This is a genomic window from Micromonospora parathelypteridis, from assembly GCF_014201145.1.
GTDB classification, from domain to species: domain Bacteria; phylum Actinomycetota; class Actinomycetes; order Mycobacteriales; family Micromonosporaceae; genus Micromonospora; species Micromonospora parathelypteridis.
In genome coordinates this window covers 1381880-1400819 of record NZ_JACHDP010000001.1, presented here as the reverse complement: position 1 = coordinate 1400819, position 18940 = coordinate 1381880, and the positions used below count along the sequence as shown (strand labels likewise).

The window sequence follows — 18940 nt, the reverse complement described above, 5'->3', positions numbered from 1 at the left end:
CCGCGCCTCCTAGCTGACCGGGCGGCCCCGCCAGGTCAGGCGGCGTCGCTTTCGCAGATGGTACGACCGCAGGGTCAGCCAACCGAGGACCACGACCGACACGGGGTGTGCGAGCGCGTCGGGCCACCACCGGCCCCCGGTCGCCCGCGCGGTGAGCACCCGCCCGACCACGCCCAGCAGGTATGCGATGAGCGCAACCATTGACACCCGGGGAGCTGTCGAGGCGAGCCCCAGCGCGATCAGCGGCGGGGCGGTGTAGAGCAGCAGCAGCGACGCCACCACGGCCGCGGCGGCGCCCGGGTGCCCGAACGACGCCCAGAGCGACTTCGAGTAGCCGTCGCGCAGTTGCGGCCAGTCGTCGTACATCCGGCAGGTGGCCAGCCGGGAACCGTCGGCCAGGGCGATCCGGCCACCGGCCCGCTTGACCGCCCGGGCCAGCTCGACGTCCTCCAGGATCCTGTCGGCGACCACGGCGTGCCCGCCGGCGGCGGTGTAGCCGGCCCGGTCCAGCACCAGGAACTGTCCGCCCGCCGCGGCCAGCGACGGCCGCGGCGAGCGTTCCATCGCGCGCAGCGGCAGGAACGTCAACCAGAGCCACTGCAGCAGCGGCTGCACCAGCCGGTCGGCCGCCGTCGCCACCACGATCCGGGGGTACGGGGACAGCAACGTCACGCCGGCGGCGCGCAGCTCGGTGACGGCCGCCGCGATCGCGTGCGGGGCGAGCACCACGTCGGCGTCGACGAAGACCAGCGCGGTGGCGTCCGGGTCGGCCCGGGTGGCCAACTGCCAGCAGGCGTGCGGCTTGCCCAGCCAGCCCGGCGGCGGGGCGACCCCGGTGAGCAGCGTGACCCGCGGGTCGTCGCCGACCACCGCGCGGACCACGTCGGCGGTGCCGTCGGTCGACCCGTCGTCGAGGACCACGACGCGCAGCCCGGGCACGCCACGCTGGGCGAGCAGGGCACGCAGGCAGCCGGTGACGCGGGCGGCCTCGTCGCGCAGCGGCAGCAGCACCGCGACCGGCTCGTCGACCTGACCGGGTCGGTCCGTGGGTCGGCGCAGCCACCCGGCGGCGTTGAGCCAGGTGTGCCCGGTCAACGCGGCGACGGCGATCAGCAGGGCGAGCAGGACGGTCATCGGGTCGCGTCGACGCCGGTGCGATGCGGCTGGTGGTCGCCGAAGACGGAGTCACGGCCCCGACGGGCACGCAGCAGGGTCACCGCCAGCGGCACGGCGGTCACCGACATGCCGGCGGCGCCCCAGAGCGCCGAGGCGGGCAGGTCGAGGAAGACGGCGTGGGCCAGGATGCTGGAGAAGTACGTCCACAGGTAGAGCGCGACCATCGGGTGGTCCCGCCGGTCGGTGTGCTCGACGGTCGGCCCGGCCAACGGGCGCAGCGCGCTCATCATCAGCACCGCGAAGAGCAGCCAGCCCAGGTAGTTGCTGACCGGGATGCCGGGCAGGCCGGGCAACGCCGGAGTGGCGTCCCGCCAGACCCAGTACCCCTCCGCCACCATCTGTGGATCGAGGAAGAGGTCCCAGGCGGCCAGCCCCACCGTGGCCAGCGCGATCCTCCCCACCCACCGGCCGGCCGTCGCCCCGGCGCCGCCGGTCAGCCGGACCGCCGCCAGCCAGGCCGGCCAGGCCATCCAGGTCCAGGCCAGCGGAATGATCAACGGCACCCCGGCCAGCTTGGGACCCAACTCGCCGGAGTAGTCGTAACTGCCGAACGGCACACCGGTGGCCACCCCGATCGCCTCGATCGCGAACCCGCCGCCGGTGGCGACCGCGACCAGCGCCGCCGCGACCCGGGGACCCCGGCTGAGCAGCGCGTGGCCGACCGAGAGCAGCCAACCGAGGACGACGGTGGCCACGGTGAGCCCGGCCCTGGTGGCGCCGGTGGTGAGCGGGTAGCAGATCTGGGCGAGCACCAGGACGGCGAGCAGCGTCCAGGAGATCCGCCGGGTCATGACGCCGGTGGCTCGACCGGCAGGTCCCGACCGAGTACGCCGAACGGTCGCTCGTCGCCGGGGAAGTGGAAGTTGCGCAGCACGTCGACGAAGCCGAACCGCCGGTACAACCGCCAGGCCCGCGAGGTCTGCTCGTCGGCCTCCGGGGTGGACAGCAGCGTGGTGTCGCCCTCGGCCATGCCGAGCAGCGCGCGCAGTTGGCCGGTGCCCAGGCCGTGCCCCTGAGCCGGTGGCCGGACATGCAGCTCGACCACCTCGAAGCAGTGGGTGAGCCAGCGCGTACGGGTCCGGGCGTCCAGCGCTCGGTGCACCTGGTCGTGCCACCACTGCCCGGAGGCGCCCAGGTAGCCGTAGCCGAAGCCGGCGAGGTGACCCTCGCTGGTCAGGCTGGCGACCGCCCGGAAACCCGGTCGGCGGACGTGGGTGGCGATGTAGCCGCGCCGGGCCTCCAGCAGGTCGGTGCGGTACCCCATCGCCTCGCCGTAGACGGCCACCACGTCGTCCAGCCGCCGGACGAGATCGTCCGGCGTCCAGCGCACCAACCTCATGCCCGTCCACCCTTCACCGTTGCCGGGCCGCCGTCGCTGACCCATCCGAGCACCGTCCGGTCGCCGATCACGTCGCGCACCTCGAACCGGGCGAACAGCTCCTCGGCGTACCAACCCGCGGTGGGGGTTCGCATGATCGCCGCCCGGTGCTCCGGGTGACGGTACGCGAACGCCACCAGGTCCGTAGGGTCGCGCCACACGCTCACCGTGCCCTGCCAACCCAGTGGCGCCTCCCCGACCCCGAACCGGGCCAGCAGACCGGGCGCGTCGCGCAGGGCGGCGGCCACCGGGGGGACCGCCCGCCAGAAGGTGGCCGCCCGACGGACCCGCAACCGGGCCCGGGTCAGCGCCAGCACCGGGCCGGTGACCCGGCCGCCGGAGGGCTCGCCGAACGGCCGCTGGCCGGACCACTCGCCCCGGCTGGTCAGCGGACGCAGGTCGACCCGGGCCTGGGCGCGGGCGATGCGCGCCCAGGCGCGCCCGACCGACGAGTCGTCGAAGTCGGCAGCCGCGGCGGGGGAGTCCCAGACGGTCAGCGCCGCCCACCGGGTCAGGTCGGCGTCGCCCGGCCCGAAGCCGGTGCCGGTCCCGGTGCCCAGCAGCTTGCCGAACCGGACGCCCGGGAGGGCCCGCAGCCGGCGCGGGTCCACCGCCATCCGGGTCAGCGCCCGGGGCAGCGCGCCACGGGCGGTCCGCCACACGTGCAGGGTGACCAGCTCCGGAGCCGCGCTGCTGTGCCTGCTGGTTCGCTCGCTCCGCTCGCTCACGCCACCGCTTCGCGGCGGCGCGAGCGCGTCGCTGCTGTGCCTGCTGGTTCGCTCGCTCCGCTCGCTCACGCCACCTCGGCCGGGCTGCCGGCGGTGACTCGCAGCAGCTCGGCGTAGGTGGTCGGGAAGACCGCCTGCGGTACGCCACCCGCGGCCCAGATCTCGGGGTACGCCGCCAGCGCCGTGTCCACCAGGGTGCGCAGCGGGTGCGGGTGCCCGAGCGGGGCGACTCCGCCGATCGGCTGCCCGGTGTGCGCCCGGACGAACTCCGGGGTGGCGCGGCGCAGCCGGGTGGCACCGATCGACGCCGCCAGGCCGGCGGTGTCGACGCGGTGCGCGCCGGAGGTGAGCGCGAGCAGCGGCGCGTCGTCGGCGTCGAAGATCAGCGAGTTGGCGATCTGGCCGACCTCGACGTCGAGCGCCTCGGCGGCCGCGGCGGCGGTGTGCACCGCGTCGGGCAGCAGGCGGACGGTGCTGGGCTCACCGGCGCCGTCGAGCGTGCCGGCGGCGGTGAGCGCGTCCTGCACCGCCCGTACGTTCGGGTGTGGCTGCATGTCGCCATTCTTCCCGGTCCGCCGCTTTCGGTTCACCCGGCCGGCAGGCCCCGCGCGTCACACGTTGCATTTTCGTCGGAGGGGAGGTGTACTGTCAGCAGCAGTTAGAACGAGTGTTCGATTGCCTCGAACGCCCGTTCCAACCAGCCGGAGCGCGGCGTTTCGCGGCGCCAGCTCCGGGCGGTGCGGCTCCGCGGGCCGCACCTGGGTTTCCGGGCAGTCGCGAGCCTGGTCCCGACAGGCAGGAGCGTCGCTCGCCGCCCACGACCCCCGGGCGGCGAGCGACGCACCCGCCGGTACGCCGGCCGGGTGTGGTGTGGGGAAGCATCCACACCCGGCCGGCCACACCCGGTGCGTCTTCCTCCGCACCACCCGACCTCGGCGTCTCATCGGCGGCACCAGCGCGCCGAGGCGACGCCCCGGCCACGTGGAGGAGACACCCCATGCCGACCAACCCGGCTCAGGCACCGACGGTGCCGGCGCATGTGCTGCCGCACCGCACCCCCGCCCAACTCCTCACATTGGCCCGGCGCGGGCTGGTCGAGGCCGGCCAGACCCGACCTGACGGCCTGCGCTACGCGGCTGCCCACCTGGCGGCGCTGCGTGCGGCGGCTGCTCTGCTCGCCGCCCGTGCCCGCCCCGCGCCGAGTCGGCGCAACCGGATCACCAGCGTCTGGGTCCTCCTCTGCGCCGTCGCGCCGGAGCTCGACGAGTGGTCTCGGTTCTTCGCCGCCGGGGCCAGCAAGCGAGCCGCCGCCGAGGCCGGCATTCCCCGGGTGGTCAGCGCCCGGGAGGCCGACGATCTGCTCCGCGCCGCCGAACAGTTCGTCACGGTGGTGGAGACCGCGCTCGGCGTGGCCCACCAGCCGGCCCTGGACGGCCTCGCCGCCTGATCCCGCCGTGTCACCGACCGCCCCGCGGGGGGAGCCGGGCGGCCGGTGGCACGGCGTGCCGATCCTGATCTGATCCACAGCAACGACGGGGGGCTGGTCCAATGGCGGGCCGCATGGTGGTCGGTTCCGCCGCACTGGCCGATCTGGTGCGCCCGGCGAGCGCGCCCGACCCGGTCGGCGGCCACCGGGTGCTGCCGGTGGTGCCCGAGCTGACCGGTCTGCTGCCCAACCGAGGCCTGCGCCGGGGGAGCACCATCGCGGTCGCCGCCGGCCAGCCCCGGCGCAGCGGTGGCACCTCGCTGATGCTGGCCCTGCTCGCCGAGGCGTCCCGGGCCGGCTCGTGGTGCGCCGTGGTCGGTGTGCCGACGTTCGGTGCGGGCGCGGCCGCCGAGCTGGGCATCGCCCTGGACCGGGTGGCCCTGGTGCCGAATCCCGGCCCTGAGTGGGCCACCGTGGTCGCGGCGCTGATCGACGGGGTGGACGTCGTGGTCACCACCGTGCCGGCCGCGGTCTCCGCCTCGGTCGCCACCCGGTTGGCCGCCCGGGCCCGGCAGCGCGGCAGCGTGCTCGTTCCGTACGGCCGGTGGGACGGCGCGGACGTGACACTGCAGGTGGTCCGTGGAGTCTGGGAAGGGCTCGGGCAGGGCCGGGGGCGGCTGCGCCGCCGGGAGGTCACCGTCTCGGCGCGCGGGCGCGGGGCGGCTGCTCGACCCAAGGAGATCAAGGTCTGGCTCCCGGGTGACGAGCTGACCCGGGTGATTCCCCGTCCGGTGCCGTCGACCGTGGGCCGACCGGCCGCGCCGCTTTCCCTGGTCGGTCGGGGGTGACCGGTTCGCCGGCACGGACCCTGCTGCTGTGGTGCCCGGACTGGCCGGTGCTCGCCGCCGAGATCGTCGACGGGGTGCCGGCAACCGGCCCGGTCGCCGTGCTGCACGCCAACCGGGTGATCGCCTGCTCCGAGCGGGCCCGCGCCGAGGGGGTGCGCCGAGGGCTGCGCAAGCGGGAGGCGCAGGGGCGATGCCCGCAGCTCACCGTCGTGGAATATGACCCGGGCCGGGACGCCCGGGCGTTCGAGCCGGTGGTCGCCGCGGTGGAGGAGTTGGTCGCCGGCGTGGAGGTGGTCCGTCCGGGCGCCTGCGCGGTGGCTGCCCGGGGGCCGAGCCGTTACCTCGGCGGTGAGGAGGCGGCCGCCGAGCGGATCATCGAGCACGTCGCCCAGTCGTGCCTGGTGGAGAGCCAGGTCGGCATCGCCGACGGGGTGTTCGCGGCCGGGTTGGCCGCTCGCGGGGGCCGGGTGGTGGCACCGGGCGGGACGCCGGAGTTCCTGGCCGGGTTGCCGGTCGAGGCGCTTGGCCGGTCGGCGCTGGCCGACCTGCTGCGCCGGCTCGGCGTGCGTACCCTCGGCGACTTCGCCGCGTTGCCGGCTGGCGACGTGCTGGCCCGGTTCGGCTTCGACGGCGCGCTGGCCCACCGGCTGGCCGCCGGGCGGGACCACCGCCCACTCGCCGTCCGGCAGCCGCCGGCCGATCTGACGGTTACCTCCGAGCACGACGAGCCGATCGACCGGGTCGACGCGGCGGCGTTCGTGGCCCGGGCGCTGGCTGAGCAGTTGCACGAGCGGCTGGCCGGGCACGGGCTGGCCTGCACCCGGCTCGGCATCGAGGCGGTCACCGAGCACGGGCAGGAGCTGCACCGGGTGTGGCGGCACGACGGCCTGCTCACTGCCGGGGCCATCGCCGACCGGGTGCGCTGGCAGCTCGATGGATGGCTCTCCGGCAGCAACGGCCGCACGGGCGCCCGACCGGCTCGACCGACGTCCGGCATCATCCGGCTGCGACTGATCCCGGACGGGGTGATCGCCCAGGCCGGTCTGCAAGCCGGCCTGTGGGGGGAGACCGGCGAGGAGCGGGAACGGGCGCACCGGGCGTTGAGCCGTGTGCAGGGCATCCTCGGCCCGGAAGCGGTGGTCACCGCGGTGCTCGGCGGTGGGCGCTCCCCGGCCGACCAGGTGCGACTGGTGCCGTGGGGCGACGAACGTCTCCCCGCCCGCCCCGATGCTCCACCGTGGCCCGGTCGGCTCCCGGCGCCCGCGCCGGCGGTGGTGCTGCCCAGCCCGCTCGCGGCGACGGTGCACGACTCCGCTGGCGAACCGGTGGTGATCAGCGCGCGGTTGGCGGTGAGCGCCCCACCGGCCCGGCTGGTGGTCGGCACCGGCCAACCGGCGGAGATCGTGGGCTGGGCCGGCCCGTGGCCGGTGGACGAGCGCTGGTGGGCCTCGGCCGAGGCCCGCCGCCGGGCCCGGTTCCAGGTCGGCCTCGCCGATGGCACCGCTCTGCTGCTCGCCGTCGAGGCCGGTCAGTGGTTGGTGGAGGCGATCTATGACTGAGGTGGCGCTGTCCCGTCCCGGGACCGAGGTGGCCCTGTCCCGTCCCGGGACCGAGTTGGCCCTGTCCCGTCCCGGGACCGAGTTGGCCCTGTCCCGTCCCGGGACCGAGGTGGCGCTGTCCCGTCCCGGCCGGTCGGTCCGCTCCGCTCCGGAGGCGGAGCCGGCGGTCGGGATCCGGCCACCCGTGCGGGCGGCTCGATGAGCTTCCACAACCCGAAGATGCCCTGGTCGGAGCTGGAGCGGGTGCTCTCCGGGCGGGCCGGTGCCGGCTCCGGCGGGTCGGGTGGCTCCGGCGGCGGGCGGTCGCGCGAGGAGCGGCACCTGCACGTGGTGGACCCGCTCGCCGTGGACGCCGACGGTGGGGACTCCCCGGCCTGGAGCCGCCGGCGCGAGCAGTACCAGCCGCCGGAGCTGACCCGCCCCGACGGTGTGGTGCCCTACGCGGAGCTGCACGCGCACACCAACTTCAGCTTCCTCGACGGTGCCAGCCACCCGGAGGAGCTGGCTGAGGAGGCGGCCCGGCTGGGGCTCACCGCGCTCGCCGTCACCGACCACGACGGCTTCTACGGGGTGGTCCGTTTCGCCGAGGCGGCTCGTACGTTGGGCCTGCCGACCATCTTCGGCGCGGAGCTCTCCCTCGGGCTGCCCGGCCCGCAGAACGGCGAACCCGACCCGCACGGCGCGCACCTGCTGGTGCTCGCGCACGGCCATGAGGGGTACGCCCGGCTGGCCACCACCATCGCCCGCGCCCAACTGCGCGGCGGGGAGAAGGGCCGCCCGGTCTACGGGGAGTTGGAGGAGGTCGCCGAGGAACTGCGCGACCATGTGCTGGTGCTGACCGGCTGCCGCAAGGGGCACGTGCCGGGGGCGCTGCTCACCGAGGGGGTGGACGCGGCGGCCCGGGAGTTGGACCGGCTGACCGCGCTCTTCGGTGCGGAGACGGTGGCGGTGGAGCTGACCGACCACGGTCATCCGGTCGACGCCGACCGCAACGACGCGCTCGCCGAGTTGGCCGCCGAGGCCGGGCTGCCGACGGTGGCCAGCAACAACGTGCACTACGCCAGCCCCGGCCGGCGTCGGCTGGCCACCACTGTCGCCGCCGTGCGGGCTCGACGCAGCCTGGACGAGATCGACGGCTGGCTGCCCGCGGCGGCCACCGCCCACCTGCGCAGCGGTGTGGAGATGGCGGCCCGGTTCGCCGCGTACCCGGGTGCGGTGGCGCGGGCCGCGGAGTTCGGCGCCGAGTTGGCCTTCGACCTCCAACTGGTCGCGCCGCAACTGCCGGCGTACCCGGTGCCGCCGGGGCACACCGAGATGAGCTGGCTGCGCAAGCTGACCGCCGACGGCGCGCGGGAGCGCTACGGGCCGCCGCAGGCGCACCCGACGGCGTACGCGCAACTCGACCACGAGCTGAACATGATCGAGGAGCTGGGCTTCCCCGGCTACTTCCTGGTGGTCTACGACATCGTCACGTTCTGCCGTGACCAGGACATCTACTGCCAGGGCCGAGGTTCGGCGGCCAACTCGGCGGTCTGCTACGCGTTGCGGATCACCAACGTGGACGCGGTCCGGCACCGGCTGCTCTTCGAGCGGTTCCTCGCGCCGGAGCGGGACGGCCCACCGGACATCGACGTGGACATCGAGTCCGACCGCCGGGAGGAGGTGATCCAGCACGTCTACACCCGCTACGGCCGGGAGCACGCCGCCCAGGTCGCCAACGTCATCTCCTACCGGCCCCGTTCGGCGGTGCGGGACGTGGCCAAGGCGTTCGGTTACTCGCCGGGGCAGCAGGACGCCTGGAGCAAGCAGATCGACCGGTGGGGCTCGGTCGCCACGGTCGACGTCGAGAACATCCCGGAGCAGGTGGTGGAGTACGCCAACGAGTTGCAGACGTTCCCGCGACACCTGGGCATCCACTCCGGCGGCATGGTGATCTGCGACCGGCCGGTGATCGAGGTCTGCCCGGTGGAGTGGGGGCGGATGCCCGGGCGCAGCGTGCTCCAGTGGGACAAGGACGACTGCGCCGCGGTGGGCCTGGTCAAGTTCGACCTGCTCGGCCTCGGCATGCTCTCCGCCCTGCACTACGGCTACGACATGATCGGGTCCCGGCTCGACCTCGGTGACATGACCCTGGACGACCCGGAGGTCTACGACATGCTCTGCCGGGCCGACTCGGTCGGGGTGTTCCAGGTGGAGAGCCGCGCCCAGATGGCCACCCTGCCCCGGCTCAAGCCCCGCGAGTTCTACGACCTGGTGGTCGAGGTGGCGCTGATCCGGCCCGGTCCCATCCAGGGCGGTTCGGTGCACCCGTTCATCCGGCGCAAGAACGGGCAGGAGCCGGTGACCTTCGCCCACCCGCTGATGCGCAACGCCCTGGAGAAGACCCTGGGTGTGCCGTTGTTCCAGGAGCAGTTGATGCAGCTCGCCATCGACCTGGCCGGCTTCGACGCCGCCGAGGCCGACCAGTTGCGTCGGGCGATGGGCGCCAAACGGTCCGTCGAGCGGATGACCCGTATCGCCGACCGGCTCTACGAGGGAATGGCCGAGCGGGGCATCACCGGAGAGTTGGCCGACGACGTCTACCGCAAGCTCACCGCGTTCGCCAGCTACGGCTTTCCGGAGAGCCACGCGATGAGCTTCGCCTACCTGGTCTACGCCAGCTCCTGGCTCAAGCGCTACCACCCGGGGCCGTTCCTGGCCGCGCTGCTCAACGCCCAGCCGATGGGCTTCTACTCTCCACAGACCCTGGTCGACGACGCCCGCCGGCACGGGGTGGAGGTCCGTCGTCCGGACATCAACGCCAGCGGAGCGAAGGCGGTGCTGGAATCCACCCCGGACACCCGGTGGGGCAGCGGTCCGGGGGAGCCACCGCACGCCTGGGGGCTGGGCGGCCCGGCCGTCCGGCTCGGCCTGTCCAGCGTACGGACCCTCGGCGCCGACGTGGCCGAGCGCATCGAGGCCGAACGGGCCACCGGTGGGCCGTACCGGGACATGCCTGATCTGGCCCGGCGGGTCGGTCTCACCTCCGCGCAGCTGGAGGCGTTGGCCACCGCGGACGCCTTCGCCTGTTTCGAGCTGACCCGGCGACAGGCGCTGTGGGCCGCCGGCGCGGCTGCCCAGGACCGGCCGGGTCGGTTGCCCGGCACGGTGACCGGCGCGGCGGCGCCCACGCTGCCCGGGATGGAGGCGGTGGACCGGCTGGTCGCCGACGTGTGGGCCACCGGGTTGTCGCCGGAGAGCCATCCGGCCCGGTTCATCCGGGGTCAGCTCGACGTGCTCGGCGCGGTGCCGATCGCCCGGCTCGGCCGGGTGGAGCCGGGGCAACGCATCCGGGTCGGCGGCATCGTCACCCACCGGCAACGCCCGGCGACCGCGGGCGGGGTCACCTTCATCAACCTGGAGGACGAGACGGGGATGCTCAACGTCACCTGTTCACCGGGGCTGTGGCAGCGCTACCGGCGGGTGGCCCGGACCAGCGCCGCGCTGGTGGTCCGGGGGCGACTGCAGCGGCACGAGGGGGTGACCAACCTGGTCGCCGACCGGCTGGACGCCATCGAGCCACCGGTCAGTCCCGCCTCCCGTGACTTCCGCTGAAGAGTGATCCACATTACGGTTTCCTGCGGCGTCGGGCGGGAGACTCGTCCTGAGCGGGCAGAGTCGCCCGTGATCCGTGAGGGGGAACTGAAGTGACGGGCAATCACGCGTACACCGGTGGAATCGCCAACGCCCGGCGGACCCGATTGGGTGCCGGTTGGGTGCCGTCGCACCTCGCCGACCCTCGCGAGTACGAGGTGACCAACGGCCCGGTGGCCAACGAGCGCCGTTCCCGGGCGGAGGACGAGGTCGAGGGCACCGAGTCCTGACCACTAGGCTCGACCGGGTGGAGCAGACCCGAGGCCGGTTCGCCGGGCCGCCGCTGACACCCCGCACCGCCGTGATCTGGTCGGTGCTCCGCGCCGAGCTGGACCGGCGCGGCGACACCGAGCTCACCGTGCTGGACGTCGGCGGCGGCACCGGCGGTTTCGCCGTCCCGCTGGCCCGCGCCGGGCACCGGGTCACCGTGGTCGACGCCAGCCCTGACGCGCTGGCCGCGCTCACCCGCCGGGCCGCCGAGGCCGGGGTGGCCGACCGGATCGCCGCCGTGCAGGGCGACGGTGACGCGTTGGCCGGGCTGGTCGAGCCGGCCGGCGTCGACCTGGTGCTCTGCCACGCCGTGCTGGAGGTGGTCGACGACCCGACGCCGGTGGTGGCCGCGTTGGCCACCGCGCTGCGTCCCGGCGGCGCGGCCAGTGTGCTGGTGGCGGGCCGGGCCGCCGCCGTGCTGGGCCGCGCGATGAACGGGCATCTGGACGTCGCGGCCGCGTTGGCCGCCGACTCGGCTGGCACCGCCGGGCCGCGGGACACCCTGCGCCGCCGCTACGACGCCCCGGGCGCCGCCGCGCTGCTCGGCGCCGCCGGGCTGGTGGTCGAGGAGATCCACGGGGTACGCGTGCTGGCCGACCTGCTGCCGGCCGCGGTCGCCGACGGGCAGTCCGCCGCCCTGGTCGAGTTGGAACGTGCGCTGGCCGCCCAACCGCCGTACCGGGACCTGGCCGCCCAACTGCACCTGTTCGCCCGCCGGCCGGCATGATCGCCGAGCCGGGTGGCGGGCCGGCGCCGCTGGAGGTCCTCGGGCCGGACCACGGCGGCGGCCGTATCGCCGATGTGCTGCCCAGCGCGCTCGCCGTGCTGGGCGTGCCCGGTGCGGCCGATCCGCTCGGGCTCGTTCCCGCGTTGGCCGGGGTACGCCGGATCGCCGTGCTGCTGGTCGACGGGCTCGGTTGGTACCAGTTGCCGACCGCCGCTCCGTACGCGCCGACCCTCGCCGGGCTCGCGGCGACGGTGGCCCGGCCGCTCATCGCCGGCTTCCCGTCCACCACCCCGACCAGTCTGGTGTCGTTGGGCACCGGCGTCGCGCCGGGCGCGCACGGGGTGCTCGGCTTCACCGTGCGGGTGCCCGGCACCGATCGGGTGCTCACCCACACCGACTGGGCAGCCGACCCGTCGCCGTTGCGCTGGCAGCCGGTGCCCACCCAGTTGGAGCGGGCCCGCGCCGCCGGCGTGACGGTCACCGTGGTGAGTCGGCCGGAGTTCGGCGGCAGCGGGTTGACCCTGGCCGCCAACCGGGGCGGCGACTTCCAGGGGGCCGCCGGCGGGGACGCGGTGGCCGCCGCCATGCTGGCCGCGCTGTCCGCCGGCTCCGGGCCGACCCTGGTCTCCGGCTACCACGCCGACCTGGACCGGCACGGTCATCTCAGCGGCGTCGACTCGGCGCCCTGGCGGGTCGCCGCCACCGAGGTGGATGCCATGCTCGCCCAACTGGTCGACGGGCTGCCGCCGGACGCGGCACTGCTGGTGACCGCCGACCACGGGCAGCTCGACGTACCCGCCGCGCACCGCTTCGACCTGGACACCGATCCGCGGCTGCGGGCCGGGGTGCGGCTGGTGGCCGGCGAGGCCCGGGTGCGTTACCTGCACGTCGAGCCGGGCGCGGTCGACGACGTGCTGGCCGCCTGGTCGGAGGTGCTGGGCGCCGCGGCGCGGGTACGCACCCGTGCCGAGATGGTGGCCACCGGTTGGTTCGGGCCGGTGCCCGAGGAGCACCTGGGCCGGATCGGCGACGTGGTGGTGACCTGCAACGACACGTACGCGGTCATGGCCAGTCGCACCGAGCGGCCGATGGCGTCGAAGTTGGTGGCGTACCACGGGTCGGACACCGCCGCCGAGCTGACCGTGCCGCTGTTGGTCGTGCGCGGCTGACCGGGGCAGGGTCCGGCCGGCCGACGGCTGGTGGTGTCGTACCCCCGGGTTAACCTGCCGGGATGGGCCGCAGTCAGTCGTTGCCCCGGGGCGACGATCCGCGCTTCGGGCCGGACGCCGACGACTCCGGCAGCCCGATCCTGCACGTCGACATGGACGCCTTCTTCGCCGCCGTCGAGGTGCGCCGCCGACCCGAGTTGCGCGGCCGGCCGGTCATCGTCGGCGGGGTCGGGCCGCGCGGGGTGGTCAGCTCGGCCAGCTACGAGGCCCGCCGTTACGGCGTGCGCAGCGCGATGCCGACCAGTCAGGCCCGGGCCCGCTGCCCGCACGCGGTCTTCCTGCCACCGGAGTTCACCGCCTACACGGCCGCTTCCCGGGCGGTCATGCAGATCTTCCGGGACGTCACCCCGCTGGTCGAGCCGCTCTCCCTCGACGAGGCGTTCCTCGACGTGGCCGGCGCCCGCCGGCTCTTCGGCTCCCCGGCCACCATCGCCCGGCTGATCCGCCGCCGGGTCGCCGAGGAGCAGGAGCTGACCTGCTCGGTCGGGGTGGCGCCGAGCAAGTTCGTGGCCAAGCTGGGCTCCACCCGGGCCAAGCCGGACGGCCTGCTGGTCGTGCCCTCGGGGCAGGTGCTCGACTTTCTGCACCCGCTGCCGGTGGACGCGCTGTGGGGGGTGGGGGAGCGGGCCGCCGAGGCGCTGCGCCGGCTCGGCCTGGCCACCGTCGGCGATCTCGCCGAGGCACCGGTGGGCATGCTCCGCCGAGCGGTCGGTGCCGCCTCGGCGACGCACCTGCACGAGCTGGCCTGGGGACGAGACTCGCGCCGGGTCAGCCCCGAGCACGTCGACAAGTCCATCGGTGCCGAGGTGACCTTCGACGTCGACGTGGCCGACCCGCTGGAGATCCGCCGCGCGTTGCTCGCGCTCAGCGCGAAGGTCGGCGTGCGGTTGCGGGGCTCCGGACAGGTCGGGCGCACCGTCTCACTCAAGGTGCGGCTGGCCGACTTTCGCACCGTCAGCCGCTCGCGCACCCTCGACGTGCCCACCGACACCGCCCGCGAGATGTTCGACACGGTCTGGGCGCTCTACACCGCACTCGACCCGGGTGAGCGGATCCGACTCGTTGGTGTCCGGGTGGAAGGGCTCGCGGCGGCGGTGGGCGCGCCTCGGCAACTCACCCTCGGCGCGCCGGAGCGTGGCTGGCGTGAAGCGGAAGCTGCCGCCGACGCCGCTGCTGCCCGTTTCGGGCGGTCCGTCATAGGTCCGGCCAGTCTGATGGGCGACCGTGATCCCCGTCGGAAGGAAAATCCACCCCACCCGTAGGTCGTCCCGCTTTCCGACGCGCGACCCCCCTCGTAGACTTGCGGGTAAGCAGTCGGTTGGCTGCCACGGTCTGTCGGCCCAAGTGGGCCCGACCAACGCGTGACCGGGGAGGAGTGCCGTGCCGCTCTCGGAGCACGAGCAGCGGCTGTTCGAGCAGATCGAGCGGTCGCTTGCCGAGGACCCCAAATTCGCCTCGGCCGTGCGCGCCAGCGATCCGCGCTTCCATGCGCGGCGTCGCCTGCTCGTCGCTGCCGGCGTGATCATCGCTGGCTTGGCTCTACTGGTCTACGGCGCGGTGATCAAGACTCCACCGTTGGCGGTGGCGGGCTTCGTCGTCATGCTGGCGTCGGCCGCGTACGCGGTGCAGTCGCACCGACGGGCGCAGTCACCCGACCTGCACGTGGTGGGCGGCACGACGAGTCGTCGCCGTCCGCGCGGTGGCCGATCCGGTCGCCGGTCGTCAATCCTGGACCGCATGGAGGACAGGTGGCGGCAGCGCCCGGAGGGGCACCGCTGAGCCAGTCCCGCCGCTGAGGCGGGCCGTACGCCGCGACGAGCGAGTCGCCGGGCGCAGCCCGGCGACCTCCGTCGTATCCGCGCGCCCGTATCCGCGCGCCCTCCCGCTGACAAGCGCCGCCGAGCGGCCCATCCCCATGATCGACACCAGGTCGGCGATGTGGGGGTATCCGGGCCGCGGGACATCCCCACATCGGCAACCTGGTGTTGATCACGCCCACCTCGACCACCACCATCAATTGATCGAGGCGCTGGCGGCCGGGTACCGGCGACGGCGGGGCACGGCGACGGCGGGCGGGGCTAGGCGGGGCGGGTGGTGGTGCCCGAGTGGGGCGGCGGTTGGTGGACCGCCGCCCCAGATCTGGATCTGGACCTAGACCTGGACGAGCGTGGGTCAGCGGGCCGCCCGGTCCGCCAGCAGCCGTCGGGGGTTCCAGCGCAGCAGCCGGTGCCGGGTTCGCCCGGTCAGCGCCACCATTCGGCCGGACGTGTCCGCCATTGCGGTCCTCCACCGCAGCAGCACCGACGGCGGCAACACGGCGGCGAGCAGGCGGGTCCGCCGGTCGGCCCGTGCGGCGAGCGCCCCACGGACCGCGCGTAGTGCCGGCACCAACCGCTCACCGGTTAGCGGGTCCCGCGCGTAGCGGGCCCGCTCCTCCGCCCGACCGAGCAACTGCGCCGACCCGATCGCGGCGGTGTCGTCGCTGAACGTGTCCCGAACAAGCCGGTCGGCGGTCGCCCTGGGGGTCTCGGTCATATCGACGGGGATCCGGAAGTCCACCATCGTGTCGAGGAGCTCCGCCCAGGCGGCGTGCGCGTCCGCGCGTGCCGCGTTGGCGTCCGCGCCGACCACCACCACCCGGGTTTCCGGCTCGGCGCCGTCGTCGACGGTTGCGGAGGCCACCGCGGCGCTTGCCGCCTGGCCACCACCCCGTCTACGGCGCAGGGCCAGTCGGCGCAGGGCGGGGATCGCGAGCAGTGCCAGCAGGGCCAGCAGGCCCGCCGTCCACCAGGGCCAGACCGGTGGCTGCTCGGCCGGCGTCGTGCCGCTCAGGGAAAGCCCGTCGTCGAGGTCCCGGTCGGCGTTGTCGGGCCCGGTCGGACCAGCCGAGGCGTCGGTGCCCGCCGGGGTGTCCGAAACACCAGTGCCCGGGGCGGACGGCTCCGGGGCGTCGGTGTCCGGCGCCCAGGCCGATCGGGTGGACCCCGGCACCCCGGACGCCGGGGTGGCGTCGAACGGCACCCAGCCGACCCCGTTGAAGAAGACCTCGGTCCAGGCGTGCAGGTTGAGGTTGGTCAGCGTGAAGGTGTCGCCGTCGCGATTGCTGCCGTTGGTGAACCCGAACGCCACCCGCGCGGGGATGCCGGCCGAGCGGACCAGCCAGGCCATCGCCGCCGCGTACTGCTGGCAGTAGCCGACCTTGTTGGTCAGGAAGTTGACGATGTCCTGCCCACTGCTGCCGCTCGCGGTGCTGAGCCGGTAGGCGAACCCGTTGTCCGCCGAGAAGTGCTGGTAGATCGCCAACACCCGGTCGTAGTCGGTGCGCTTGTCCTGGATCAGCCCCTTCACCAGATCCTCCACCTCCGGCACCGGCCCGGGGGTGGACGTCAGCTGCCGGCGTACCGGGTGGTCGGCCGGCAGCGGTTGCGCGGCTCGCAGCGCCGCGGGCGTGTACGTCGAGCGGACGTAGTCGAAGGAGTACTTCCGGCCCCGGGAGTTTTCCCGGTTGGAGAAGACGACCTGCTGGTTGGGGTCGTAGAGCCAGTTGCCGTTGAGGTCCTCGGTGCGTACCGGCTCGGCGTACACCGGCATCAGCGACATGCTCAGGCTCTTGGTGACCTCGACGGTCGCCCGGTAGGTGGTCTGCTGCACGCCTGGGCCGGCCCGGTCGGCCGGGTTGGGCAGGTCCCGGTTGGTCGGCCGGCCGCTCGGGTTGCGCGCCTGGAAACCGGTCGGGCGCAGCTCGTCGGCGACCGCGTACCGCAGGTAGAACGGGTTGGGCTCGGACGTGGTGACCTTGACCAGGTCGGACACCTGGGACTGATTGAGCTGGCCGGCGAGCGAGGCGAACAGGTCGATCCGACCCGAGTTGCCGCCCGATCCGGTCCCGTTACCGGTGCCGTTGCCCGGTCCCCGACTGAGGGAGTCGAGGAGCCCGCCGGTCATGCCGGGCACCGCCAACGGCAGCGCCACCGCCAGCGCCACCCCGACCGCCGCGAGCCGACGGCCGGCCGAGGCCAGTGGCGAGGCCTCCCACACGTCGATGTCGCGACCGTCGCCGGTGAACCGGCGTCCAAACCTGCGTACCCGGTCGACGTTGTCGGTGACCAGCAGCCAGAGGTAACCGGCGGCGCCCACCACGAACGGCGTCGCGGGGACGCTGTCCACGTAGACGGCGACCGGCACCGAGTAGATGGCGAGCATCGGCAGCCCCGCCAGCGCGGGCCGGCGCAGCCCCACGGCCAGTACGTCCACCAGGACGGCGACCGCGCCGACGCCGAGGACGGCGATGAACAGCAGCGGGTCGGTGTCCGGGACCTCGACTCCGTAGGAGCGCATGTCCTGCGCGGAGCCGGCGAGGAGATCGGCGAAGTGCGCGAACGTGCCGGGCGTGGGCAGGACGCCGACCAGCTCCTCGCCGCTGGGGAACAACCAGGTCAGGGCGAGGATGAGGCCGGCCAGCATGCCCAGCACCTGACCCCACAGGGGTGCCCGGGCGAGCCTGGTCAACGCGGCCACCCCGGCGACCACGGCGACCGCGATGACGGACTCGATCAACCACGTCCAGCTCTGGAAGATGGCCGACAGCGGCGCGGCGGCCAACACCGTGGCCGCGGCCGCCACCACGCCGATGTTCCGACTGGCGATCATGAGGCGAACCTCCCGTTCATCGCACGCCGCCCGCGACCGTCTCGGCCAGCGCGGCGCGCAGGGCGAAACCCTGGGAGCCCCGGCCGGCCTGCGGCCACAGCGCCGGCAGCCGGGCGCCGTGGTCGACGCCGACCACGCGCCAGCCGCTCTGCAGCATGGCCAGGACGGCGGCGCCGTGCGCGTGCTCGGCCTCGGCCCGCGCCTTCTCCGGCAGGCTGAGCCAGGTGGAGCTGTTCAGCAGGAACCCGATGCAGGTGGCGCCGTTGCCCCGCAGCCCGGCCAGCAGCTCGGCCTCGGCCACGCTCACCGTGCCGAACAGCCCGATGATCAACCCGCCGTCGGCGCGCTGGCGGACCCGCTGCACGAGGCCGGTCACCTCGGCGCGCTGATCGAGGCGGACCTCCGCGAGGTGGTCGAGCAGCGCGCCGTCACCGCCGGCCTCCGACGCGTCCACATCGACGCCCGAGCCGGTGACCAGCCGCAACTTGTAGCCGGCCTGTCGTAGGTGGACGGCGACGCTCGCGGCGGCGGAGACGGACCACTCGAAACTGGCCGTCGGCCCCTCGCCGCGGTGGCCGTACGCCCGGGTGTCCAGAACGACAGTGGCCCGGCTCTCCCACGGCTGCTCCTCGCGGCGCACCATCAGCTCGCCGGTCCGCGCGGTCGACTTCCAGTGCACCCGGCGCAGGTCGTCGCCGCGCCGGTACTCCCGGGTCGCCGCGTCGTCCTCGCCGTGTACCGCCACCGAGCGGGCCCGGCTGTCGCCGCTGCCCGCGTACTCCCCGGGGAGCCGGACCGACGGCAGCGGGGTGACCTGCGGGATGACCGTCAGGTGGTCGGTGCTCGGGAAGGACCGGGTGAGCTCGCAGAGCCCGAACGGGTCGGTCATCCGGACCACCAGCGGGCCCACGTCGTAGCGGCCCCGCACGTCGGCCCGCACGGTGTACGCCACGGAGCTGGCCTGGTGCGCGCCGAGCCGCTCCAACACCACTCGGGGCCGGCTGCCCAGCGCGTAGGGCAGCCGGTCCTCCAGGAGGAGGGTGCCGGTCGGCAGCCGGGAGAGGTTCTGCAGACGCAGCACCACCCGGGAGTTGGCGCCGACCGGAACCCGGTGCGGGTCCAGCGAACGGTTGCAGGCCAGTTTGTAGCGGCTACGCCCGACGTAGGTCGCGGCCAGCAACGGCAGGATGGCCAGCAGCACGGCCACCCGGAGCAGGTCCTTCTCGCCGAGGATGCCGGCCGAGATCGCTGCCGCGACCGCCGCGGCGAGGAAGGAGCGCCCGCGGGTGGTCAGCCCGCGCAGCCCGGCACGCACG

Annotated in this window: 17 protein-coding genes; 10 read left to right on the top strand and 7 right to left on the bottom strand. The window is 74.4% G+C overall.

Annotated features, from left to right (window positions below):
* Nucleotides 1–9: 9 nt before the first annotated feature.
* The 5 genes from HNR20_RS05815 to HNR20_RS05795 all read right to left on the bottom strand — a co-directional run bounded on the left by HNR20_RS05815 (nt 10) and on the right by HNR20_RS05795 (nt 3836).
* On the bottom strand, nt 10–1134 hold the full coding sequence (locus HNR20_RS05815) for a glycosyltransferase family 2 protein (RefSeq protein ID WP_184177117.1): 1125 nt from the start codon (nt 1132–1134) through the stop codon (nt 10–12).
* Nucleotides 1131–1967 carry a carotenoid biosynthesis protein gene (locus HNR20_RS05810; protein WP_184177115.1) on the bottom strand — a complete coding sequence of 279 codons (837 nt, stop codon included), beginning with the start codon at nt 1965–1967 and terminating at the stop codon, nt 1131–1133. The genes HNR20_RS05815 and HNR20_RS05810 overlap by 4 nt, the downstream gene beginning before the upstream one ends.
* On the bottom strand, nt 1964–2515 hold the full coding sequence (locus tag HNR20_RS05805; protein ID WP_184177113.1) for a GNAT family N-acetyltransferase: 552 nt from the start codon (nt 2513–2515) through the stop codon (nt 1964–1966). Before HNR20_RS05805 ends, HNR20_RS05810 begins: the two co-directional genes overlap by 4 nt.
* Entirely contained in the window at nt 2512–3282 is a 771-nt protein-coding gene (locus HNR20_RS05800; RefSeq protein WP_184177111.1) for a monooxygenase, read from the bottom strand. The genes HNR20_RS05805 and HNR20_RS05800 overlap by 4 nt, the downstream gene beginning before the upstream one ends.
* Nucleotides 3283–3347: 65 nt before the next feature.
* Nucleotides 3348–3836 (bottom strand): YbaK/EbsC family protein, encoded by a 489-nt coding sequence (locus tag HNR20_RS05795; RefSeq protein ID WP_184177110.1) that lies wholly within the window; start codon nt 3834–3836, stop codon nt 3348–3350.
* 443 nt (nt 3837–4279) lie between these two features.
* Here HNR20_RS05795 and HNR20_RS05790 point away from each other — a divergent pair, with 443 nt between their 5' ends.
* The 10 genes from HNR20_RS05790 to HNR20_RS05745 all read left to right on the top strand — a co-directional run bounded on the left by HNR20_RS05790 (nt 4280) and on the right by HNR20_RS05745 (nt 14753).
* Nucleotides 4280–4729 (top strand): SAV_6107 family HEPN domain-containing protein, encoded by a 450-nt coding sequence (locus HNR20_RS05790; protein ID WP_007463070.1) that lies wholly within the window; start codon nt 4280–4282, stop codon nt 4727–4729.
* 101 nt (nt 4730–4830) lie between these two features.
* Nucleotides 4831–5556, top strand: a complete 726-nt coding sequence (gene imuA', locus HNR20_RS05785) for a DnaE2-dependent mutagenesis accessory factor ImuA' (protein ID WP_184177109.1) — start codon at nt 4831–4833, stop codon at nt 5554–5556.
* Nucleotides 5553–7115: a DNA polymerase Y family protein gene (locus HNR20_RS05780; RefSeq protein WP_184177108.1), complete on the top strand. Its 1563-nt coding sequence runs from the start codon at nt 5553–5555 to the stop codon at nt 7113–7115. Before imuA' ends, HNR20_RS05780 begins: the two co-directional genes overlap by 4 nt.
* Nucleotides 7108–7317: a hypothetical protein gene (locus HNR20_RS05775; protein ID WP_184177107.1), complete on the top strand. Its 210-nt coding sequence runs from the start codon at nt 7108–7110 to the stop codon at nt 7315–7317. Before HNR20_RS05780 ends, HNR20_RS05775 begins: the two co-directional genes overlap by 8 nt.
* Nucleotides 7314–10709 (top strand): error-prone DNA polymerase, encoded by a 3396-nt coding sequence (locus tag HNR20_RS05770; RefSeq protein WP_184177106.1) that lies wholly within the window; start codon nt 7314–7316, stop codon nt 10707–10709. The genes HNR20_RS05775 and HNR20_RS05770 overlap by 4 nt, the downstream gene beginning before the upstream one ends.
* A gap of 92 nt (nt 10710–10801) precedes the next feature.
* On the top strand, nt 10802–10978 hold the full coding sequence (locus tag HNR20_RS05765) for a hypothetical protein (RefSeq protein ID WP_167454721.1): 177 nt from the start codon (nt 10802–10804) through the stop codon (nt 10976–10978).
* Nucleotides 10975–11745 (top strand): methyltransferase domain-containing protein, encoded by a 771-nt coding sequence (locus tag HNR20_RS05760; protein ID WP_184188039.1) that lies wholly within the window; start codon nt 10975–10977, stop codon nt 11743–11745. Before HNR20_RS05765 ends, HNR20_RS05760 begins: the two co-directional genes overlap by 4 nt.
* Nucleotides 11742–12914 carry an alkaline phosphatase family protein gene (locus HNR20_RS05755; protein ID WP_184177105.1) on the top strand — a complete coding sequence of 391 codons (1173 nt, stop codon included), beginning with the start codon at nt 11742–11744 and terminating at the stop codon, nt 12912–12914. Before HNR20_RS05760 ends, HNR20_RS05755 begins: the two co-directional genes overlap by 4 nt.
* A gap of 62 nt (nt 12915–12976) precedes the next feature.
* A complete protein-coding gene (locus HNR20_RS05750) occupies nt 12977–14236 on the top strand; it encodes a DNA polymerase IV (RefSeq protein WP_184177104.1) in 1260 nt (419 codons plus the stop codon).
* 118 nt (nt 14237–14354) lie between these two features.
* Nucleotides 14355–14753, top strand: coding sequence for an SCO2097 family morphological protein (locus HNR20_RS05745; protein WP_110564093.1), 399 nt, complete (start codon nt 14355–14357; stop codon nt 14751–14753).
* A gap of 393 nt (nt 14754–15146) precedes the next feature.
* Here HNR20_RS05745 and HNR20_RS05740 read toward each other — a convergent pair whose 3' ends face one another.
* Nucleotides 15147–17624, bottom strand: coding sequence for a transglutaminase TgpA family protein (locus HNR20_RS05740; RefSeq protein WP_184177103.1), 2478 nt, complete (start codon nt 17622–17624; stop codon nt 15147–15149).
* A 16-nt stretch (nt 17625–17640) separates the two neighbouring features.
* On the bottom strand, nt 17641–18939 hold the full coding sequence (locus HNR20_RS05735) for a DUF58 domain-containing protein (RefSeq protein WP_184177102.1): 1299 nt from the start codon (nt 18937–18939) through the stop codon (nt 17641–17643).
* Nucleotide 18940 lies beyond the last annotated feature (1 nt).

Excerpts from the sequence above, each read along its gene's own strand:
- HNR20_RS05805 (WP_184177113.1), bottom strand. The coding sequence starts at position 2,515 with ATGAGGTTGGTGCGCTGGACGCCGGACGATCTCGTCCGGCGGCTGGAC.
- HNR20_RS05770 (WP_184177106.1), top strand. The coding sequence starts at position 7,314 with ATGAGCTTCCACAACCCGAAGATGCCCTGGTCGGAGCTGGAGCGGGTG.
- HNR20_RS05740 (WP_184177103.1), bottom strand. The coding sequence starts at position 17,624 with ATGATCGCCAGTCGGAACATCGGCGTGGTGGCGGCCGCGGCCACGGTG.
- HNR20_RS05775 (WP_184177107.1), top strand. The coding sequence starts at position 7,108 with ATGACTGAGGTGGCGCTGTCCCGTCCCGGGACCGAGGTGGCCCTGTCC.
- HNR20_RS05795 (WP_184177110.1), bottom strand. The coding sequence starts at position 3,836 with ATGCAGCCACACCCGAACGTACGGGCGGTGCAGGACGCGCTCACCGCC.
- HNR20_RS05790 (WP_007463070.1), top strand. The coding sequence starts at position 4,280 with ATGCCGACCAACCCGGCTCAGGCACCGACGGTGCCGGCGCATGTGCTG.
- imuA' (WP_184177109.1), top strand. The coding sequence starts at position 4,831 with ATGGCGGGCCGCATGGTGGTCGGTTCCGCCGCACTGGCCGATCTGGTG.
- HNR20_RS05810 (WP_184177115.1), bottom strand. The coding sequence starts at position 1,967 with ATGACCCGGCGGATCTCCTGGACGCTGCTCGCCGTCCTGGTGCTCGCC.
- HNR20_RS05755 (WP_184177105.1), top strand. The coding sequence starts at position 11,742 with ATGATCGCCGAGCCGGGTGGCGGGCCGGCGCCGCTGGAGGTCCTCGGG.
- HNR20_RS05815 (WP_184177117.1), bottom strand. The coding sequence starts at position 1,134 with ATGACCGTCCTGCTCGCCCTGCTGATCGCCGTCGCCGCGTTGACCGGG.
- HNR20_RS05750 (WP_184177104.1), top strand. The coding sequence starts at position 12,977 with ATGGGCCGCAGTCAGTCGTTGCCCCGGGGCGACGATCCGCGCTTCGGG.